We start from the raw sequence: 18,106 nt of genomic DNA on the forward strand, positions 1-18,106 counted from the left end.
CTGATTACTGCTGCTGTGTGGGTTGCTCCTGGGTGGAGCCGGTCCCCGTGGTGCTTCCCTGGGAGGTCGCGTCGATGCTCACGGCCTTGGCTTCCCCTGTCTCATCCATGGTGTACGAGACGCGGACCTGGGCGCCTTCCTGGATGTCCTCGGCGACGGAGCGGAACCCATCCACGGTCACCTGCGTCTCGGGTTTGACCGTCAAGCGGAGCTGGGGCTCACCATTCTGACTGAGCAGGACCTCGGTCTCAGTCGCGCGAATCAACTCGCCGGTGAACTGCTGCGGGGTGTTCTGCTGGGCCTGTGTTCCCGACGCGGTGCCACTGCTCGACTGCGAGCCGGAGGGAACCGGGAGCATGACCACGGGCTGCTGGGGCTGCTGCTGCGTGCCCTGCTGCGCCTGTGGCTGCTGGGGGGTGCCCGAGGCGCCCGTCGAGGAGTCGGTGGTCCCGGAGGCAGGCTGCTGCGTGGTCGTCGAAGGCGCGGTGGCGATGGGCTGCTGCTCCGTGCCCGATGTGGCGGGCTGCTGCTCCGTGCCGCTCGTCGTCTGACCCTGCTGCTGTCGAGCATCGAGTTGTTCGAGGGGAGACAGCGGCTGCGTGCCCTCGTCGACCTGTTGCCCCGAGCCTCCGGAGGCCTGTCCCGAGCTGGAGTCCGTGGGCGACCCGGTGGACGGTGTGGACGACGTGCCCGTCCCCGAGGAAGAGGCCACGGGTGACTGCGTGTCTTGTCCCGTCCCCGACTGCGTGCCCGACGGTGCGGAGCCGCTCTGTGCCGTCTGCTGCTCGGCGCGCTGCTCCGCGCGGAGTTCGGCTTCCCGCTCCGCCCGCAGGTCGGCCTGTCGCTCCGCCTCTCTCTCCGCGTCGGTGGAGCTGGCCTGGGCCTGCTGCTGCGCGTCCGTGGCCTGCTGTCCCGCCTGGGCGGCCTGCTGCTGCGCGTCCGCGGCCTGCTGTCCCGTCTGTGCGGCTTGCTGCTGAGCGTCCGCGGCCTGCTGTCCCGTCTGGGCGGCTTGCTGCTGAGCGTCCGAGGCTTGCTGTCCCGTCTGTGCGGCTTGCTGCTGAGCGTCCGAGGCTTGCTGTCCCGCCTGAGCAGCTTGCTGCTGTGCACCCGCGGCTTGCTGTCCCGCCTGGGCAGCCTGCTGCTGAGCAGCTCCGGTTGCCTGGGTGGCCTGCTGCTGCGCGGCCCCCGCCTGTTGCTGCGCGCCCCCGGCCTGCTGCGTCGCATCCGTGGCCTGCTGCCGGGCCTGGGCGGCCTGTTGCGCGGCCTCTGTCTGCTGTGCGGTCTGGGACTGGTCCGCCTCGCCCTCCTCGCGCTGAGCGCGGGCCTTGGCTTCGTCCAGAGCCTCCTGCTTCTGCCGCACCTCCTCCTGGGCGCTGTTCGCCTGATGCTGCTGTTCACTCGCGGTCGCCTCTGCGCCCTGCCGCGACTGCGCCTCCTGGCCGCGCTCGCGGCAGCCGGTGACGAGCAACGCGGCGGCACCGGCGGCCACCCACCCTCTCGCGCGGACCTTCATGAAGACCCCCTGTCGTGACTTCCGAAAAAGAAACATGGGAAGTCATCGAATCTCGCCAACCCACGCCCTCTCCGGGCGGCCGCCCACTCGCCCGTCCTCCAGCGGGCAGCCCGGCTCACGACGCCCTACCCTTTCCTGGAGTTTGGCGATAAGGGGCGCACCCCCATGCATGCCTGTGGACTCGACTTCGGAACCAGCAACACCGCCGCGGCCCTGCCTGACGGCACGGTGCTGTCGCTGCAACCCCACACCTCGGAGCCCCGCCTCTTCCGCTCCGTGATGTTCTTTCCGGACGACGAGCGCGAAATCTACACGGGCGCCGACGCCATCAACCGCTACATGGAGGACAACACCGGGCGCTTCATCCAGTCCGTGAAGTCCTTCCTCCACTCCAACTCCTTCCGCGCCACCCAGGTGAAGGGCCGCACCTTCACCATCGAGGACCTGGTCGCCATCCTCCTGCGCCGCGTGCGCGAGGCCGCGGGCGCCCACATGGGTGGCCTTCCGGAGGCCGTCATCCTCGGCCGCCCCGCCGTCTTCACGCCGGACAAGGACGCGGACGCGCTCGCCCAGAAGCGCCTGCACCGCGCCGCCGAGCTGGCGGGCTTCCAGCACATCGAGTTCCTCATCGAGCCCATCGCCGCCGCGCTCGCCTACGAGGCGCAGCTCACCCGCGATGAGCTGGTCCTCGTGGCCGACTTCGGCGCCGGCACCACGGACCTCACGCTGATGCGCCTGGGCCCCTCGCGCCGAGGCGTCAAGGACCGCCGCCCGGACGTCGTGGGCTCCACCGGTGTCCGCATCGGCGGTGACCGCTTCGACGCCGAAATCATGCGCCACAAGCTCCTGCCGCGTTTTGGCGCGGGCTCCACCTATCGGGTGCGAGGCTTGAGCGACAAGCGCCTGCCCATGCCCCAACACGTCATGGCCAAGCTCTTGTCCTGGCACGAGATGTCCTTCATCCGGGAGAAGTCCACCCAGGACCTGCTGGACACCATGCTGGAGACCAGTGACAAGCAGCCCGAAATCGAGGCGCTCCACGACCTGGTGATGGACAACCTGGGCTATCGCCTGTTCCGCGCGATTGAAGCCGCCAAGGTGCGCCTGTCGCGCGACGAGGTGGCCACCGTGGACTTCGAGGAGGCCCGCATCAACCTCCACGAGCCCATCACCCGCGCGGAGTTCGAGGTGTTCAGCAAGCCGCTGCTCGACGAGCTGGAGCAGTGCACGGTGGGGCTGCTGTCGCGTCACCCCGAGGCGGCGAACATCGACGCCGTGTTCCTCACGGGCGGCTCCTCGCAGATTCCCGCCGTGCGCCAGCTCTATGTGAATCGCTTCGGCGAGGAGCGCGTGCGCACCGCGGACGCCTTCACCTCCGTGGCCGAGGGTCTGGGACGCGCCTCCGCGTCTTTCGGCTGAGCCGCGGACACGCGCTCACTTCGTGTAGACGAAGCATGGCATCCAGCGTCTGGTAGCTCGCCTTGGAGTCTTCCGCACGAATCGCGGGTGCTTCCGCGTGTGGAGCGCATCCACGATGACACGCCGCCCGGCGCTATCGCGTTCCGGGCGGCGCGAGTCACGTCGCGACTACTCGGACCAGTGAACGCGGCCCAGGCCGACGCGGAGCATGTCGCACACGTAGAAGATGTCGTCGTAGGGGTAGTTGTCGTAGACGCCCCGCGCGGGGATGCAGCGCGCGTTGTTCGGGTACGGAGCGTTCAGGTCGAGGGCCAGGAGGCGGCAGCTCTCATGGTCCGTGGGGCCACCACACTCCTCGGTGCAGCTGTCGGCGTGAATCCACTGCGGGTTGTAGAGGGGGTAGGAATCCGCCTCCACCCAGCACAGGCCCGAAGCACACTCCGTGTCGAACTGGCAGCTCTGGCCCGTCGCCGTCAGGCTCTGGGTCTGCTCCGAGGTCTCCGGCGTGGGCTCGGGGGTCGGCTCCGCGGGCGCGGCGTTGCAGCCGAGGAACGTGAGCGAAAAGAGGGAGGCAGTCACTGCGAGGAGGTTCCGCATGGGGGAGTCCTTTCCAGGTGAAGGGAGGGGCGGAACCAACCATTCCTGGGGAACGGAACCAAGTGGACTTCTCGCGAATTCTTATTTTCAGGGATAGAATTAGGTTTCAATTGACTCAGGGTGCATCGGTCGTTCCAGGAAGCTCCGCCCTCGAGGAGAGACCGCGCCCGTCTTGTCGAGACGCGTCGTGAGCGCGCCGCACAGGATGTGGGATGCGACGACTCTCTCGAGTCCTGCTCCCCGCCGCGTGGGTCTGGGCCGCGGTGCTGTCTCCCGGCTGTGATGACGGCGACCCCTCCGAGACACCGCCGAGAGCGGATGGAGGACCCGGTGCGGACGCGGGCGCTGGAGGTGACGGGGGTTCGGGCCCCGTGCCCGATGCGGGGGGAATCGAGCCAGGCCCTGTCGACGCCATCATCGCCGCCATGCCGACGGGCTCTTGGAAGGAGCTGCCGGGGACGAACATGGCGGACGTGTGTCCCCTGCCGTACTCCAGCTACCCGTGCGAAGCGGTGATGATTGCGTGGAGCGGTGGGGCCTATGACTCGCTCCGGGACAGGTTGATTGTCTGGGGCGGCGGGCATGACGACTCGCCGTACAACAACGTCTTCACGTTCGACCTGGCGTCGATGACGTGGAAGCGGTGGACGGAGCTGCCCACGGGGATGACGGGCAACAGCGTCACGCCGGTGATGCGGGACAAGCGGTTGGAGACGTGTGGCTTCTATCCGTCCGTCGCGTCGCTCGACATCCCGGACACGAGCCTGACGGCCAGCGGCTACGTGCGTCCGGAGCTATGTGACGAGCCGAGCATTCTCGCCCAGGTCGACTCGCAGCAGCCGCGCAGTGCGCACACCTACGGCAATATCGCCTTCAGCGAGGCGACGGGTCGCTTCTATGTGCTCGGCTCCGTGGGTACGTATCCCAGCGGGCAGGCGGGCTCCAGGTTGGTGATGGGCTTCGACTTCGGGACGGGGCGCTGGGTGCGCGGCGCGAACAACCCTGTCATCGACTACGGAGCGAGCGCCGCCGATGCGCGCGGGCACGTCTGGTACGTGGGGCCGAGGAAGCTGCATGAGTACGACCCGGTCGCCGACACCTGGACAGCGCATGCGGCGGACGGCGCGGGCTACTACTACGCGGGCGCGGATGTGGACACGCGGCGCAACGTCCTGGCGCTGGTGCGCGAGGGCGCCACGGTGTCGACGTATGCGTTGAGCGACGCGGGGAAGACGCACGCCACCGTCAGCACCACGGGGTTGAGCACGCCGGTGGGCGGAGCGCCGGGGCTCGCGTACTCACCGGTGCTGGACCGGTTCGTCGCGTACCCTGGTGGGAAGAGGCTGGCGATGCTCGACCTGCCGAACGCGCGCTGGGTGGAAGTCACGGGCACGGGGGATGACCCGGGTCCTGCCGCGTCGAATGGCACCTATGGGCGGTTCCGCTACAGCCGCGCGCGCAACGTGTTCATCGTCGTGAGCGGGACACGGCGCAACGTGTTCCTCTGGAAGCCGCCCGCGACGGCACCGTAGCGGGCCACGTCCAGGACGCAAAGAGCGCTGGTCTATACTCCATAACAGACCAGCCTCCCCGAGCTGATCACTTCCAGCCTGCTTCTTCATCCTTCCGCCCAAACATCAAACTTCCGAAGATGGAGGCATGCCTTCCATCCACTTCATCTGCCATGAGAATGAACACCTCCACCGAGTGTCCGCAGATGGCCACTGGGAAAGTGGCAACTGGGCAATCAAAGCAGACGAAGCCAAGCAGCTCGTCGGCGGGATGATCTACCTCCACAAGACGAAGGCAAAGCCCTCTTACTTCGGCGGCAGGATCGAGGGGGTTCGCGCACTGGTCACCACAGGTAATGGACCCACCTTGTTCGTCCTCCGCTTCAAGCACCTTCAAGAAGCCAGAGAGGTTCGATGGAAAGGGGTCAACTACGGAAGGGCCTGGACAAGCGGAGTGGTGGCCGACTGAAGGCAGTGGAGCGCACACCTGCGATGCGCATTCACCTGATGGTTGCGCGCCCCTTGCGGTGCGTGGTGACAGGTCCGAAAGCGCCCGCGACTCGGGCTGGCGCCGTCTGTCACCGGAACGCCGATGATGCACCCCACTCCGCCACGGGAATGAAGCGGAGCCCCTCGGGCGGAGGCGTCATCGCCAGCACCCGCTCCACCACGGTGCGGTGGAACAGATACACGACATGCTCCTCAAGGGCGAAGGCCAGCCGCTCCTCCAGCGGAATCTCCCGGAGGACAGCCTCATCGAGCACGAGCCGGTCGAGCAGCAGCATGAACAATCCCGTCTCGGAGTCCTCGAAGTCGGAGTGCTCCCGATCCACGCAGCGAATCTCCCGCCACATATGGACCAGCCAGTAACGATGTACGGCGTCTCCAACCTCGACGTCAGCAGGAATGAACTGGACACCTCGGAGGTCCGCGGCTTCAAGAACCTCCTTGAGCCGCGACGACACAACGGGCGCCGGCAGACTGTGAAAGTCCGCCATGATGGGCTTCGCTGGAACGGGTTCGCCGAGCCGCAATTTGACCGGTTCACTGACAGCCACGGGCCGGGCCTTTCGGAACGCGCTTCCGGACTGGTTCCACGCCAGCAGCGGATGGTGCTGCGAGCGCGCGCGCATGAGGACGAAGTACTCGTGTTGCATGCGTCTACGCCCCCACCTGAAGTGCTCGTCGTGGAAGAGCCTTTTGCGTGGTGCCGTGACGTGCACCATGACGTCGACCGCGCGGACATGGGAGGCGTGGCTTGCCCGGAATGCTCAGCGCGCCAGAGCAGCCATTGCCCCCTGGGAGGTAGTCCAAACCATCGGTGGTGAGGGTCCAAGCCCCCTTCGCGACCTTCCCCAATATGTCTCGGCTGAGGCGGTCCAACGTATTCGTCAGAGCCGTGGGCGTCGCGCAGAAGCCCCCACGGTCTACCGACCGCGATACACCCTCCAAAAGCTTGTTCACGGCCTCGGGATAGGCCAGGTCCAGGTCGAAGGCCCAGCCGCCTGAGTGGGGGCCCCGGTGAACTGGGACATGAAGCTCACAGGCGACCGCGGGAACGGTGGGAAGAAAGACACCGTTCTCCGCGCGGTTGATATCGTAACCGAAGTACCAGCAGGCACGCGCCCAGTCCTCGTCTCCACTCATCGACTCCGAGCAGAGCAGGTGATGGGCTGCGATGGAATAGGCCCCGGTGAACCAAGGGTGCGATTCAGGCTCCGCTCCGTTGAGGATGTTCCTGCTCAACGTTCCGGAGCTGCCTTCATTCGACCCAGGCTCCGCCGCCAAGGCATGCGCTGGCTTCCCGCAGAACGCGCACGCCTGCCACTTCGCGGGCTCAGGCCATCCCTTCGAGCTTCTGACCGGAAGCGTCCGCTCCCACGTGCCGACAGGCATGGGGACAGCACATCTCTAGACGGGCCGATTGTGAATCCCCTCAAAGAGAACTGATTCCAGACCAGACAATCAGGCAGGGCCGTCCGGAACTCAGCGCCCCAACCCAGCGGAACCTCTCACAGCATGCCCCCGGGGGCAGCATCAGCTTTGGCAGGCGCTTCGACGAAGCCCGCCCCAACGCCACGCCAGAGTGCGTTGGGGCAGCTCGCCTGCCAGTGACTACGGCCCCACGTCCACGTCTCGGCTGAGCCAGCCCACTCCGCCGCGTCCGTCACGCGCCACCACATAGACGGTGATTCGCTGGGGCGTGGCGGGCGTCTCGTACTTCGACGTCGGGTCTCCGGGCCTGTTGTCCACCGGCTCCTGCGAGCGGAACTCCTTCACCTCGCCGTCCCCTGAGACGAACCAGCTGTAGAAGACCTGCTCCGTGCGCGGGCCGTCCTCCGCCGTATACACCTGCGAGCTCCCCTCCGTGAGCACCGGACGGAACACCACCTCCGTGTCCACCGGCAGCGGCCCCGTCAGCGGCACATCATTCCAGAGGATGTCCGCCACCGACGGGTTCTGATTCGGCTCCGTCGTCGAGCGCACCAGCACCTGCCTCACGCCCCGCTCCACCCCCTCCGGCGTGCCCGTGCCGTCCGACGCCTCGTACCCCACGAAGAGCGGAATGCCCTGCTCCAGCGCCTCGCGCGTGCGCGGGTCATCCGGATTCGGCGTCCCTCCTCCATTGGGATTCGCCGCGACCAGCGCCTCCTGCAACACCACCTGCACGTTGGGGTCCTGCAATGACAACACACCGTCCGGCAGCGCCACGCCGTTCTCACCCGGGCAGCGGCCGTCATACGGGTTGCCGTTGTAGCGACACAGCGCATACGTCACCGTGACGGTCCGCCCCTCCGGCGCCACGCCCAGCGCGCTGAACGTCACCGGCCCCGGCAACGTCCCGGTGTCCGGATTCAGCACCAGCTCCGGCGGCTCCGCGCGGATGCCCAGCACTCGCACCCGGCGGATTTCACTCTGCAATTCGAAGTCGGGGCCGCAGGCAAGCAGCAGCGCGGCCAGTGTGACGAGGACTCGCGTGCGCATGCTCAGAAGCTCCCCTTGGCGCCAATGACTGGAAGGATGGGCAGTCCCTCGAAGTAGGCGCTCTCGCTGTAGTTGTAGTTGTAGGCGATGCCCTCCACCGCCGCGTTGTTGTAGACGTTCGTCAAATCCAGATAGACGTCCAGCGTCCACTTGTCGAAGACGAAAATCTTGTCCACGCGCACGTCCAGCTGATTGAACGACGGCAGCCGTCGCGAGTTCACCCCCGCGAACAGCGGCAGGAACACGTCGGTGCCGTCATCCCTCACCGAGCCCACCACCGGCGTCGTCGGATTGCCCGACGCGAAGCGGAAGCGCGCCCCCACCTCCCAGCCCTTCGGCAGCTTGTACGAGGCAATCGCCGTCAGCACGTGCGTCTGGTCGTTGTCGAACAGGCGCCAGTTCGCTCCCGGCGCATCCCGACGCTCGCTCTTGCTGAGCGTGTACGCAATCCAGCCGAACAGGCGCTCCGTCAGCGAACGGCGGATGAGAATCTCCAGGCCATACACGCGGCCGATGCCCCCGTTCGTCAGCCGCTCCGGCACCAGCTCCCCGTCCCGCTCCACCAGCGCGTCCGAGCGGCTGATGAGGTTGTCCAGGTCGTTGTAGAAGACCTCGCCGCTGACGAACCACTCCTGCTGAGGCTGCCACTCCGCGCCCACGCCGTACTGGAGCGAGCGCTTCGCCGCCAGGTCCGGATTGCCGAACGCCAGGCTGGGCTCATCCTGCACCGGCGGCCCGTGGTACACGCCCGCGCCACCCTTCAGCGTCAGCGTGTCCGTCAGCGCGTAGCGCACCGCCAGACGCGGGTTGAGCGTGCGCTTCGTCTCCTTCTGGTCCGTGAAGACATACCCCTCGTACCGCACGCCCGGCACCACCAGCAGCCCCTTGAACGGGCGCCAGCGCCCCTCAATCCACAGCGAGGGGAAGTACTGGAGGAAGTCGCCGTCGGTGTTGAGCAGGTCCTCGGTGATGAGCGGACTGGGCGGCTCGCCCTCGCGCGGCGGACGCTGGATGCGCGCCTTGACGTTCGCGAAGCTGCTCGTCACGTCCACGCCACCCGCCAGGGTGAAGGGCTCCACCAGCGCGTACTCCGCGGTGGCGCGCAGGTTCAGGTCCGTGGAGGCGATGCGCAGGTTGCGGTCGCCAATCTCGAACTCCACCAGCGTGTTGCCCACCAGCGCGTGCGTGTCCAGCGTGAGCCGGTCCGCGCGGTACTGGTGACGCAGCCGCAGCTGGTTGAAGCCCGTGGTGACATCCAGGCTCCCGTTGACGGTGGGGTCGTTGTCCGACGGCCGGTCGAACACCAGCCCCAACCTGTCGCGCGAGGTGATGCCCTGCAGCGTGAAGGTGTGACGCGACAGCGGCTTCCACACCAGCTTGAGCTGCGCGTCGTAGTAGCGCGGCGCCACCTGGAGGCTCGGGCCGTCACCCTCCGGAATCACTCCCAGCACGATGTCGATGTACGAGCGCCGGCCGCCAAGCGCGAAGCCCAGCGTGTCCGTAATCGGCCCCTCAATCACCGCGTTGGACTCAATCAGGCTCACGCCCACGGTGGCGTGGAGGCGGTCCATCTTCGGCTCGCGGCTGTTCACGTTGATGACGCCGCCGGTGATGTCGCCGTAGTACGAGGAGAAGTTGCCGGGCAGGTAGTCCAGCGACTCCAGCAGCTCGGAGTTGTAGACGCTCGTCAGGCCGCCAAAGTGGAACAGCAGGGGAATCCGCTGGCCGTCCAGGAAGACGCCGGACTCCTGCGGGCTGGTGCCACGAATCACGAGCGCGCCGCCGTTGAACGCGGGCCGCGCGACGCCGGGCAGGTTCTGCACCACCTTCAGCGTGTCGCCCTGCGTGCCGGGCACGCGCTGCACCTCCGCCACCTGGAGCGTGGTGCTCGTCACCTCCTTGCGCTCACGGTCGCTTCTCACCACCGTCTCGAAGGGGCTGAAGATGCGCTTCTGCACGTAGTACGTGGCGCGCGTCTCCAAGCCCTCGGACAGCGTCTCCTTCGTCTTGAAGCGGTCATAGCCGCCCTGCACCACCAGCACCTCGTGCGTGCCCAGCGGCACACCCCGGAAGGAGAAGCGCCCCTCCGCGTCGGCGACGGTGGACAGGTCCAGCTCCGGCAGCACGATTTCCGCGCCGTTGAGCGGCTTGCGCGTGCCTCGCTCCAGCGCCTGACCGCTGAAGTTCACCGGCGCCTCGGGCTGCGAGACGCCTCCGTCCGCCGTGGGCTCGGGCGCCACGGGCCGGAAGACGAACTGGTACGCGTACTGGATACGGACTGGCGAAGGGACGTTGTCCACCTCCGCCGGGGAGAACTCGAACTGCTTCACCGCCTCCACCGCGGCCTCATCGAAGCCGTGCCCCGCGGCCTGCGTGACTTCGACATTCGTGACGGCGCCCGTCTCCGAGATGTCGATGAACATCACCACCGTCCCCTCCAACTGCTGGGCGGCGGCTTCAGCGGGGTACGGCGCTTCCACCTGACGCAGGAGCTCGGGTGGCTTCGTCAGCACACCGGTGGGGACACCCGCGTCGGGGTCGGCGACGCCGCCATCCGGGGCCTGGGCCAGCGCCCCGGTGGCGATGAGGAAACAGAAGACGGTGAAGAGCGTTTTCATGAGGGGAGGGGCGCACCCGCGCGCGCCCTCCCGAAGCTCTCACAACTTGGGCGCGAGGACGATTTCGATGCGCCGGTTCAAGCTGCGGTTTTCCGGCGAGTCGTTGGCCGCAATCGGCTGGTACTGGCCGTACCCCGCCGCCGACAACGTCGTCGGGTCGACACCCGCGTCCTGGAGCGCCCGGACCACCGCCATCGCTCGCGCCAGGCTCAGCTCCCAGTTCGTGGGGAACTGACCGCCGCCCGTGGGCACGTCATCCGTGTGCCCCTCCACGCGCACAATCTTCCCCTGCACCGTCTTGAGCGCGGTGGCGATCTTGTTCAGCGCCTCCACGCCCTCCTTGCCCACCCGCGCCGAACCGGAGGCGAAGAGAATCTTGTCCTTGAGCTGCACCGTCATCCGGCCCTTCAGCTCGGACAGCTCGATTTTGCCTTCGGAGATTTCCGACTTGAGGCTCTGCGCCAGGTTCTCGTACTCGGAGCTCTTCTTCTCCAGCTCCTCCTTCGCCTGCGCCAGCTTCTTGGAGTTGCGAGCCAGCTCGTCATTGAGCGCGGCCAGCTGCGCGTTCTGCTCCTGCAGCGCCCGGCGCTCGGCGGCGCCCGACGTGAGGCGGGACTCGGAGGTCGTCAGCCGCGTCTCCAGCGCCGTCTTCTCCTGCTCCAGCGCCGCGATTTTCTCCGTCAGCTCCTTCACCTTGGCCTCGGCGGCCTCGCGCGCACCCTTCTCGTCCGTGAGGCCCTTGGTGAGCTGCTCCGCCTCCAGCGCCTTCGCGTCGAACTTGCCCTGCGAAACGCATCCCGTGGAGAGCGCGACGAATGCCGCCAGAATCAGCCGTGTCCGCATATGTATGAGTTCTCCCGACAACGATGATTGGAGCTCCACCTTACTGCTCGGGAGCGCCAAGGTCAGGAAGAACCCACAATGGCATTTCGCCAGCCGGGTGCCCTGGCCGCCTGGCCAGGGTGGGGCCCTCAGCGAGGGAAGATGGGGTGCACGTCCAGCCAGACGGAGAAGAGCGCGTCAGCGAACGTCTTGCCGGGGATGAAGACGCCGCCGCTGGCCGCGCCGCCGATCTCCAGCCCGCCCCCGGGCGTGTAGGTGATGATGAGGTCCCCGCCCTTCTCCACGTCACGCATCGAGTCGAGCATGACGCCGAGCTGCTGGGACAAGGGCCCCTCGCGCAGCTCCGCGCTGCGGTGCAGGCCATGGCGCAGGCTGTCCACCAGCTGCGAGCGGGTGATGTCCCGCAGGAAGCGGAAGTGCAGCCGCTTCACGGAGTTGGAGGCGATGGCCTCCGAGGCACTGCGTGGACGGTCCTCCAGGTAGAGGCTCCACACATAGACCTTGAAGAGGAAGCGCTTGTGCAGCTCCATGTGGGCGAGCTCCACCGTGCGCCCCTGGAGCGTCATCGAGTCCGGCATATGGACTCCGCCCACCTGCTTCTGTCCCGCCCGCGCCGAGCCCGCGACCAACACCAGCCCCAGCACGAGCCACCGCGCGCTCTTCCACGCCTGCTCTCTCATGCGTCCGACCCCCGCCCCGTTACGGTGCCGGGATAGGTGCGCACGCCCTCGCCGCGCCGCCAGCAGATCCACCTGTGCACCTGTGCCCTGGTGGACGGAAAAGACCGCCGGTGAGTCCGATGTCACGCCGTGTCCCTGACCCGTGGCCGGAACGCCAGGGCACCAGGTGGGGGGCAGGAGGGGGATGTCGGGGTGAATCGGGTCCATGACGCTCGTTGGAGAACATACCAGTGCTCTCCGACGTGCGGGGCTCCCAGCTTCATGACAGGTCGGGTTCCGTGCATCCGGGCCGCCCGTCCGGGTGCGTCAGCTCGTGGCCGCGTCCGTGCGCTCCAGCAGGGCGCCGGCCCAGGTGAGGCCGCTGCCCACGACGCTCAGCACCACCGCGTCGCCCAGGGAGGCGTCGTCCCAGTGCTCGCTCAGCACGCCTGGGGCTCCTGCCGCGCCGGTGTTGCCCCGGACGTTGACGTTGAAGCGGTGGCGGGACTCGGGCACCTCGCAGCGGCGCTGGACGGCCTCCAGCATGCGCAGGTTGGCCTGGTGACCGATGAAGGTGACGTCCTCGTTGCCCTTCTCCGGGTGCTGGCGCAGGTAGTGGGCGCGCAAGTCGAGGAACGTCTCCCCCGCGCGGCGGATGGCGAACTTCTGCACCTCCGCGCCGTGCTGGGTGAAGTGGCCGATGCGCGGCACCCGCACCTTGTCCGCGCCCGATGGGTCTCCGGCCAGCCGCGTCTCGGTGATTCGCCACCGCCCGGGCACGCGGGGAGAGAGCACCGCCGCCGCCGAGCCGTCGCCCCACAGCACCGCGCTGGAGCGGTCCGTGTAGTCGACGACGCGCGTGGAGTTGTCCATGTTCACCACCAGCACGTAGTCCGGCAGCCGCTCCGGCCGCATGCCCGTGAGGAAGTGCAGCTGCGTGCAGAACGAGGAGCAGGCGCTCTGGAGGTCCACCGCGGGCGCGTCGATGCCCAGCACCTGCGCCACGCGGTTGGATTCGGCCGGAATGCACTCGTCGGGGCTGCACCCGCCCGCGACGACGAGGCCGATGTCGGACGGCTTCAGCCCCGCGCGCGCGAGCGCCATCCGCGCCGCCTGGGCCCCCGTCTCCGCGTTGCTGAAGAGGGCCGCTTCCTGCGCGGCCCGCACGTCCTTGTTGCGCGTCTCCCGCAGGTACTCCAGCGGCAGCACCGTGTGACGGGAGCGGATGCCCACCCGCTCCACAATCCACGCGTCCGAGGTCTCGAGCCCCAGCTCCTCGAGGAAGGCATTGGTCAGGAGGTTGGGCGGATGGAAATGGCCGAGCGCGTGCAGGAACATGTGAACCCTCTAACCACGAACCCTGCCCATTCTCTGTCAGCGCCCTGTCACGCCTTCGCCACTCCGCGGAGCAGCCGGCCACTCGTGCGGAGCGCCGGCCCGGTCTCGTCACGTTTTCGCCACGTTGCTGACGCGCTGTGTCGTCACTTCTCGGGCGGCGGAGGGAGGACGCGGGTGGTGAGCACGAGGCGCGAGTCTCCCTTGCCCTCGATGCGCATGCCCTGCTGGTACAGCTCCGGGGCGGGGGTGAGCGTCAGGGGCCCGGCCATGGAGAAGCTGAGGAGCAGGGTGCCGGCGGCCAGGATGTTCATCGTTCCCTGGTAGGTGACGGACATCGACACGGGGGACTCCTCATCCGCGGGGACCTCCAGGGTGGTGGACACCGCGAAGACGCCCACGGGCCCGCGCGCCTCATGGCGAATCTCCGAGAGCTGGATGCGGGTGTCCTTGAACTTCACCCCGTCCGGGCCGCCTCCCTTCTGGAGGCTGGCCTCGAACGCCTTGGCGACGCGGTCCACGCTGTCGCCAATCTGGAGCGGCGCTTCGGGGAAGGCGGCGACGATGGGGTCCTCCTCGCCCAGCCCTTCAAGGTCCGTGAGCACCGTGTCCCGCACCTGCTTCGTCACGGGCTTGCCCTGCAGGTCCGTCACCACGAGGGTCCCCTTCTTGAACTCCCCCAGGTAGCTCTTGCCGTTGACGGCGGACACCTCCCGCGTCTCCTTGCCGTCGCCGTCCTTCGTCACGTCCACCACATCGCCATAGACAATCTTCCTGCGGGTGACGATGCGGCCCTTCGCCGCGAGCGTGGTGGTGACCTGCGTCTGGAGCATCGTGCTCGACAGCGAGATGGGCTCCGGCTCCATCTCCGGCCCGGTGACTTGGAAGTCCTGGGTCATCTCCAGGCGGAGTCGCTGCTCCTCCGCCTCCCCCACCACCGCGTCCTTCTTGGTGAAGCGCACGCCCCTGCCCAGCTCGTCCCTGTCGCCCTTCACCTCGTCACCCAGCGAAACGGACGACAGCGACACCCCCGCGACAACGACCCACGACCACATTCGGCGCATTTGTTCCCCTCTCGCCGCAATCCTTTCATGGGCTTGCCGATATCGTCAGCCCTGAATCCGCACAGCGGAACGCGGCGCTGACAGGCATTGGCGATGGCACGGGCGAGGTAGAGTACCGCGCATGAGCGCGACGGCTACGTCCCGGGTCCACTTCCGTACGTGCAACCTGTGCGAGGCGATGTGCGGCCTGCGCATCGAGCTGGAGGGCGAGAGAATCACCGCCATCCGAGGTGACGACGAGGACCCGTTCAGCCGGGGCCACGTGTGTCCCAAGGCGCTGGCGCTGAAGGACCTGCACGAGGACCCGGACCGGCTGCGCCATCCGATGCGGCGCACGGCGACGGGTTGGGAGCGCGTGTCGTGGGACGACGCGCTCGACGAGGCGGCCCGGCGCATCCACGCCGTGCAGCAGGAGCACGGGCGCGACTCGGTGGCGTCCTACCTGGGCAACCCCAACGTGCACAACCTGGGCAACATGGTGTTCGGCCCGGAGCTGGTGCGCGCGCTGCGCTCACGCAACCGCTTCTCCGCGACGTCGGTGGACCAGCTCCCCCACCAGCTGGTGTCGTACTTCATGTTCGGCCACCAGCTCCTCACGCCCATTCCCGACCTGGACCGCACGCAGTACCTGCTCGTCATGGGCGCCAACCCGCTCGCCTCCAACGGCAGCCTGATGACGGCGCCCGACATCCGCGCCCGGCTGCGCGCGATTCAGCAGCGCGGCGGCAAGCTCATCGTCGTGGACCCGCGCCGCACGGAGTCGGCCGCCATCGCCGACAGCCACGTCTTCATCCGCCCCGGTACGGACGCGCTCGCGCTCCTGGCCTTGCTGCACGTCGTGCTCGTGGAGAACACGCCGCGCGCAAGCCACCTGGCCGCGCACCTGGAGGGCCTGGAGGCCGTGCGGGAGCTCGCGCGCGACTTCCCTCCCGAGCGCGTCGCGCCCCACACCGGCGTGCCCGCCGAGACGCTGCGCGGAATCGCCCGGGACTTCCTCTCCGCCGAGCAGGCCGTCTGCTACGGACGCATGGGGCTGTCCACGCAGCCGTTCGGCTCGCTGTGCCAGTGGCTCATCAACGTCCTCAACGTCGTGACGGGCAACCTGGACCGACAGGGCGGCGCCATGTTCACCCAGCCCGCGTTCGACATCGTCGGCGGGCCCAAGGCGATGGCGCTCGGACGCGGCAGCTATGGCCGCTGGAAGAGCCGCGTGCGCGGACTGCCGGAGGTGGGCGGAGAGCTGCCCGCGGCGGTGCTGGCCGAGGAGATGCTCACCCCGGGCGAGGGCCGCATCCACGCGCTCATCACCATGGCCGGCAACCCCGTGCTGTCCACGCCCAATGGCCCGCAGCTGGAGCGCGCACTGGAGGGCCTGGACTTCATGCTGAGCCTGGACCCGTACCTCAACGAGACGACGCGCCACGCGCACCTCATCCTCCCGCCCGTCTCCCCGCTGGAGCGCGGCCACTACGACGTGGCCTTCCACGTGCTGTCGGTGCGCAACACCGCCAAGTACTCGCCGCCCCTCTTCCAGCCCGGGCCGGAGGGACGCCAGGACTGGCAGGTGGTCCTCGCGCTCCAGCACCGGCTGGAGAACCTGCGCCGCGGCCGGCCCTCGCTGCGGCAGACCCTGAAGTACCAGGCCCTCACGCGCCTGGGGCCGGAGCGGGTGCTGGATGTCGGCCTGCGCATGGGCCCGTACGGCGCGCGCTTCCATCCGCTGCGCGAAGGCCTGTCGCTGGCGAAGCTGCGCGCGTCACCGCACGGCGTGGACCTGGGCCCGCTCCAGCCGTGCCTGCTCGGCCGGCTCCAGACAAAGGACCGGCGCATCCAGCTCGCTCCCGCGCCGCTGATGGCGGACGTGCGCCGGCTGCGGGAGACCTTCCCGGAGGGCTCAGCCCACGAGCCGCGCGACGGGGAGCTGTTGCTCATCGGCCGGCGCCACCTGCGCGACAACAACTCCTGGATGCACAACGTGGCGGGCCTGGTGAAAGGCAAGCCGCGCTGCACGCTGATGGTGCACCCGGAGGATGCCTCGCGGCTGGGCCTGGTCGATGGCGTGGTCGCCGTCGTCACCTCGCGCGTGGGCGAAGTGGAGGTGCCGGTGGCGGTGACGGACGACGTGATGCGCGGCGTGGTGAGCCTGCCGCACGGCTATGGCCACCGCCGTCAGGGCACGGGCCAGCGCATCGCCGCCGAGCACGCGGGCATCAGCCAGAACGACCTGACGGACGACCGCGCCGTGGACCTGCTCAGCGGCAACGCCGCCTTCAACGGCACGCCGGTTCGGGTGAAGCCGGCCGGGCCGCCGGACGCACCCGCCACACCAGCGGCGTGAGCGCGCCGGCCGTGACGAAGACGAGCTGCACCAGGTGGCCCAGCAGCGCCACCGACATGGCGCGCGCGGCGGTGGTGTCCAGCACGCCCGCCGCCAGCGCGAAGGCGCCGTCACTGACGCCCACCTGCCCGGGCACCAGCGAGCCCACCGCCAGCGCGCAGAGATAGAGACCTTGCGAGAAGAGGGCCTGCACCAGCGACGTGTCGATTCCCACCGCGTGCGTCAGCACCGCGTACTGCGCCACCTGGAGCGCGCGGCTGCCCAGGAAGGCCAGCACCGGCCCCGTCGGCAGCAACGTGCCGTGGCACGCCGTCACGCGGAACTGCTCCGTGTGGTGGGCCCAGCGCTGGGAGCGCCGCGCCAGCCACGCACAGGGCCTCCGCGCGCGCATGCAGGCACGCAGGCCCGTGGAGGCCACCACCAGCACCACGCCATGGCCCAGCATGGCCAGGGTGAAGACGGACCAGCCCGTCAGCAGATAGGACGCCGCCGCGCAGGGAAAGGAGATGAGGCCGCCCGCCCCCAGCGAGGCCGCCTGCGAAGTGGCCGCCGCCGCGGTGGCCGTGGCGCCGCCCATGTGGGGCGACAAGAGCGCGGCCTTGGTGGCCTCCGCCGCGGCGCGGCCCGCGGGTGCCATGCTGGACACCGCCGTGCCGATGAGCTGCGCGCGCAGCAAGACGCGCATCGGGACGTGCTCGGCGCGGGTGCCATAGGAGGCGCGCGTCGCGAGCGCGTCCATGCCCTGACGTCCCAGCTCCAGCAGCACCACCCAGGGCAGCCAGGGCGCGGCCTCCAGCAGCACCCCACCCAGCTCCCGGGCTCCCGCCTTTCGCACCAGCAGCGCCAGCATGGCCAGGCCCGCCACCGCGAAGACAGGCCGCAAGAGCCCCGTCAGCTTCTTCCGCCAGGGCACCGACACCGAGGGGAGCGCAATCGCCGCGTCCATCGGTCGGCCCAGGGTCATCTCCCCGCGCGCGTTGCTCACCATCGCCTCCCTCACCCACCCTGCGCCCCGAGTCACGGTGGAAGGTGGACAGCCCCGGCTGGGATGGCGAGGGTCGCCCGTCGCCCGGAAGCCACCTCCCTCTGCCTCGCGTCAGCCGGTGGACATCCGCGCTCGGCCCCCCCACCCCGGAGCGCCGGTTGCCCGAGCGACTCCGAGTGCGTGCTCGGCTCCGGCTCCGAAGGTCGCTAGGGTGCGGCTCCGATTTCCCGCGCGCACAC

The 18,106-nt window shown here is 68.7% G+C and carries 15 protein-coding genes; 4 read left to right on the top strand and 11 right to left on the bottom strand.

Annotated features, from left to right (window positions below; all coding sequences use genetic code 11):
- Nucleotides 1-4 precede the first annotated feature (4 nt).
- Nucleotides 5-1,513 (bottom strand): hypothetical protein, encoded by a 1,509-nt coding sequence (locus LZ199_RS19560; RefSeq protein ID WP_253995239.1) that lies wholly within the window; start codon nucleotides 1,511-1,513, stop codon nucleotides 5-7.
- Nucleotides 1,514-1,678: 165 nt separating this feature from the next.
- Between LZ199_RS19560 and LZ199_RS19565 the strand changes: the two genes are divergently transcribed.
- Nucleotides 1,679-2,932, top strand: coding sequence for an Hsp70 family protein (locus LZ199_RS19565; protein ID WP_253995240.1), 1,254 nt, complete (start codon nucleotides 1,679-1,681; stop codon nucleotides 2,930-2,932).
- A gap of 168 nt (nucleotides 2,933-3,100) precedes the next feature.
- On the opposite strand, the gene LZ199_RS19570 is transcribed toward LZ199_RS19565, so the two are convergent.
- Nucleotides 3,101-3,529, bottom strand: a complete 429-nt coding sequence (locus LZ199_RS19570; protein WP_253995241.1) for a hypothetical protein — start codon at nucleotides 3,527-3,529, stop codon at nucleotides 3,101-3,103.
- A gap of 212 nt (nucleotides 3,530-3,741) precedes the next feature.
- Here LZ199_RS19570 and LZ199_RS19575 point away from each other — a divergent pair, with 212 nt between their 5' ends.
- Both LZ199_RS19575 and LZ199_RS19580 read left to right on the top strand, forming a co-directional pair.
- Entirely contained in the window at nucleotides 3,742-5,061 is a 1,320-nt protein-coding gene (locus tag LZ199_RS19575) for a Kelch repeat-containing protein (protein WP_253995242.1), read from the top strand.
- A gap of 127 nt (nucleotides 5,062-5,188) precedes the next feature.
- Nucleotides 5,189-5,509, top strand: a complete 321-nt coding sequence (locus tag LZ199_RS19580) for a hypothetical protein (RefSeq protein ID WP_253995243.1) — start codon at nucleotides 5,189-5,191, stop codon at nucleotides 5,507-5,509.
- Between the two features lie 109 nt (nucleotides 5,510-5,618).
- On the opposite strand, the gene LZ199_RS19585 is transcribed toward LZ199_RS19580, so the two are convergent.
- The 8 genes from LZ199_RS19585 to LZ199_RS19620 form a co-directional block, all read right to left on the bottom strand.
- The gene (locus LZ199_RS19585) at nucleotides 5,619-6,266 is read right to left on the bottom strand and encodes a DUF1629 domain-containing protein (protein WP_253995244.1); all 648 of its coding nucleotides are present in this window, start codon (nucleotides 6,264-6,266) and stop codon (nucleotides 5,619-5,621) included.
- On the bottom strand, nucleotides 6,202-6,936 hold the full coding sequence (locus tag LZ199_RS19590; RefSeq protein ID WP_253995245.1) for an AHH domain-containing protein: 735 nt from the start codon (nucleotides 6,934-6,936) through the stop codon (nucleotides 6,202-6,204). Before LZ199_RS19590 ends, LZ199_RS19585 begins: the two co-directional genes overlap by 65 nt.
- Nucleotides 6,937-7,155: 219 nt before the next feature.
- Nucleotides 7,156-8,025, bottom strand: coding sequence for a hypothetical protein (locus LZ199_RS19595; protein ID WP_253995246.1), 870 nt, complete (start codon nucleotides 8,023-8,025; stop codon nucleotides 7,156-7,158).
- Nucleotides 8,026-8,027: 2 nt separating this feature from the next.
- Nucleotides 8,028-10,643, bottom strand: coding sequence for a TonB-dependent receptor (locus LZ199_RS19600; protein WP_253995247.1), 2,616 nt, complete (start codon nucleotides 10,641-10,643; stop codon nucleotides 8,028-8,030).
- Nucleotides 10,644-10,682: 39 nt separating this feature from the next.
- On the bottom strand, nucleotides 10,683-11,486 hold the full coding sequence (locus LZ199_RS19605; RefSeq protein WP_253995248.1) for an OmpA/MotB family protein: 804 nt from the start codon (nucleotides 11,484-11,486) through the stop codon (nucleotides 10,683-10,685).
- Nucleotides 11,487-11,614: 128 nt separating this feature from the next.
- Nucleotides 11,615-12,166: a chalcone isomerase family protein gene (locus LZ199_RS19610; protein ID WP_253995249.1), complete on the bottom strand. Its 552-nt coding sequence runs from the start codon at nucleotides 12,164-12,166 to the stop codon at nucleotides 11,615-11,617.
- 306 nt (nucleotides 12,167-12,472) lie between these two features.
- On the bottom strand, nucleotides 12,473-13,483 hold the full coding sequence (locus tag LZ199_RS19615; RefSeq protein ID WP_253995250.1) for a 3-oxoacyl-ACP synthase III family protein: 1,011 nt from the start codon (nucleotides 13,481-13,483) through the stop codon (nucleotides 12,473-12,475).
- Nucleotides 13,484-13,626: 143 nt separating this feature from the next.
- Nucleotides 13,627-14,544: a hypothetical protein gene (locus LZ199_RS19620; protein WP_253995251.1), complete on the bottom strand. Its 918-nt coding sequence runs from the start codon at nucleotides 14,542-14,544 to the stop codon at nucleotides 13,627-13,629.
- Between the two features lie 121 nt (nucleotides 14,545-14,665).
- Between LZ199_RS19620 and LZ199_RS19625 the strand changes: the two genes are divergently transcribed.
- Nucleotides 14,666-16,882, top strand: a complete 2,217-nt coding sequence (locus LZ199_RS19625; RefSeq protein WP_253995252.1) for a molybdopterin oxidoreductase family protein — start codon at nucleotides 14,666-14,668, stop codon at nucleotides 16,880-16,882.
- Here LZ199_RS19625 and LZ199_RS19630 read toward each other — a convergent pair.
- Nucleotides 16,815-17,870 (bottom strand): lysylphosphatidylglycerol synthase domain-containing protein, encoded by a 1,056-nt coding sequence (locus tag LZ199_RS19630; protein ID WP_253995253.1) that lies wholly within the window; start codon nucleotides 17,868-17,870, stop codon nucleotides 16,815-16,817. The genes LZ199_RS19625 and LZ199_RS19630 overlap by 68 nt on opposite strands.
- Nucleotides 17,871-18,106: the final 236 nt, after the last annotated feature.

It is taken from the genome of Myxococcus qinghaiensis (genome assembly GCF_024198215.1).
Classification (GTDB): Bacteria; Myxococcota; Myxococcia; order Myxococcales; family Myxococcaceae; genus Myxococcus; species Myxococcus qinghaiensis.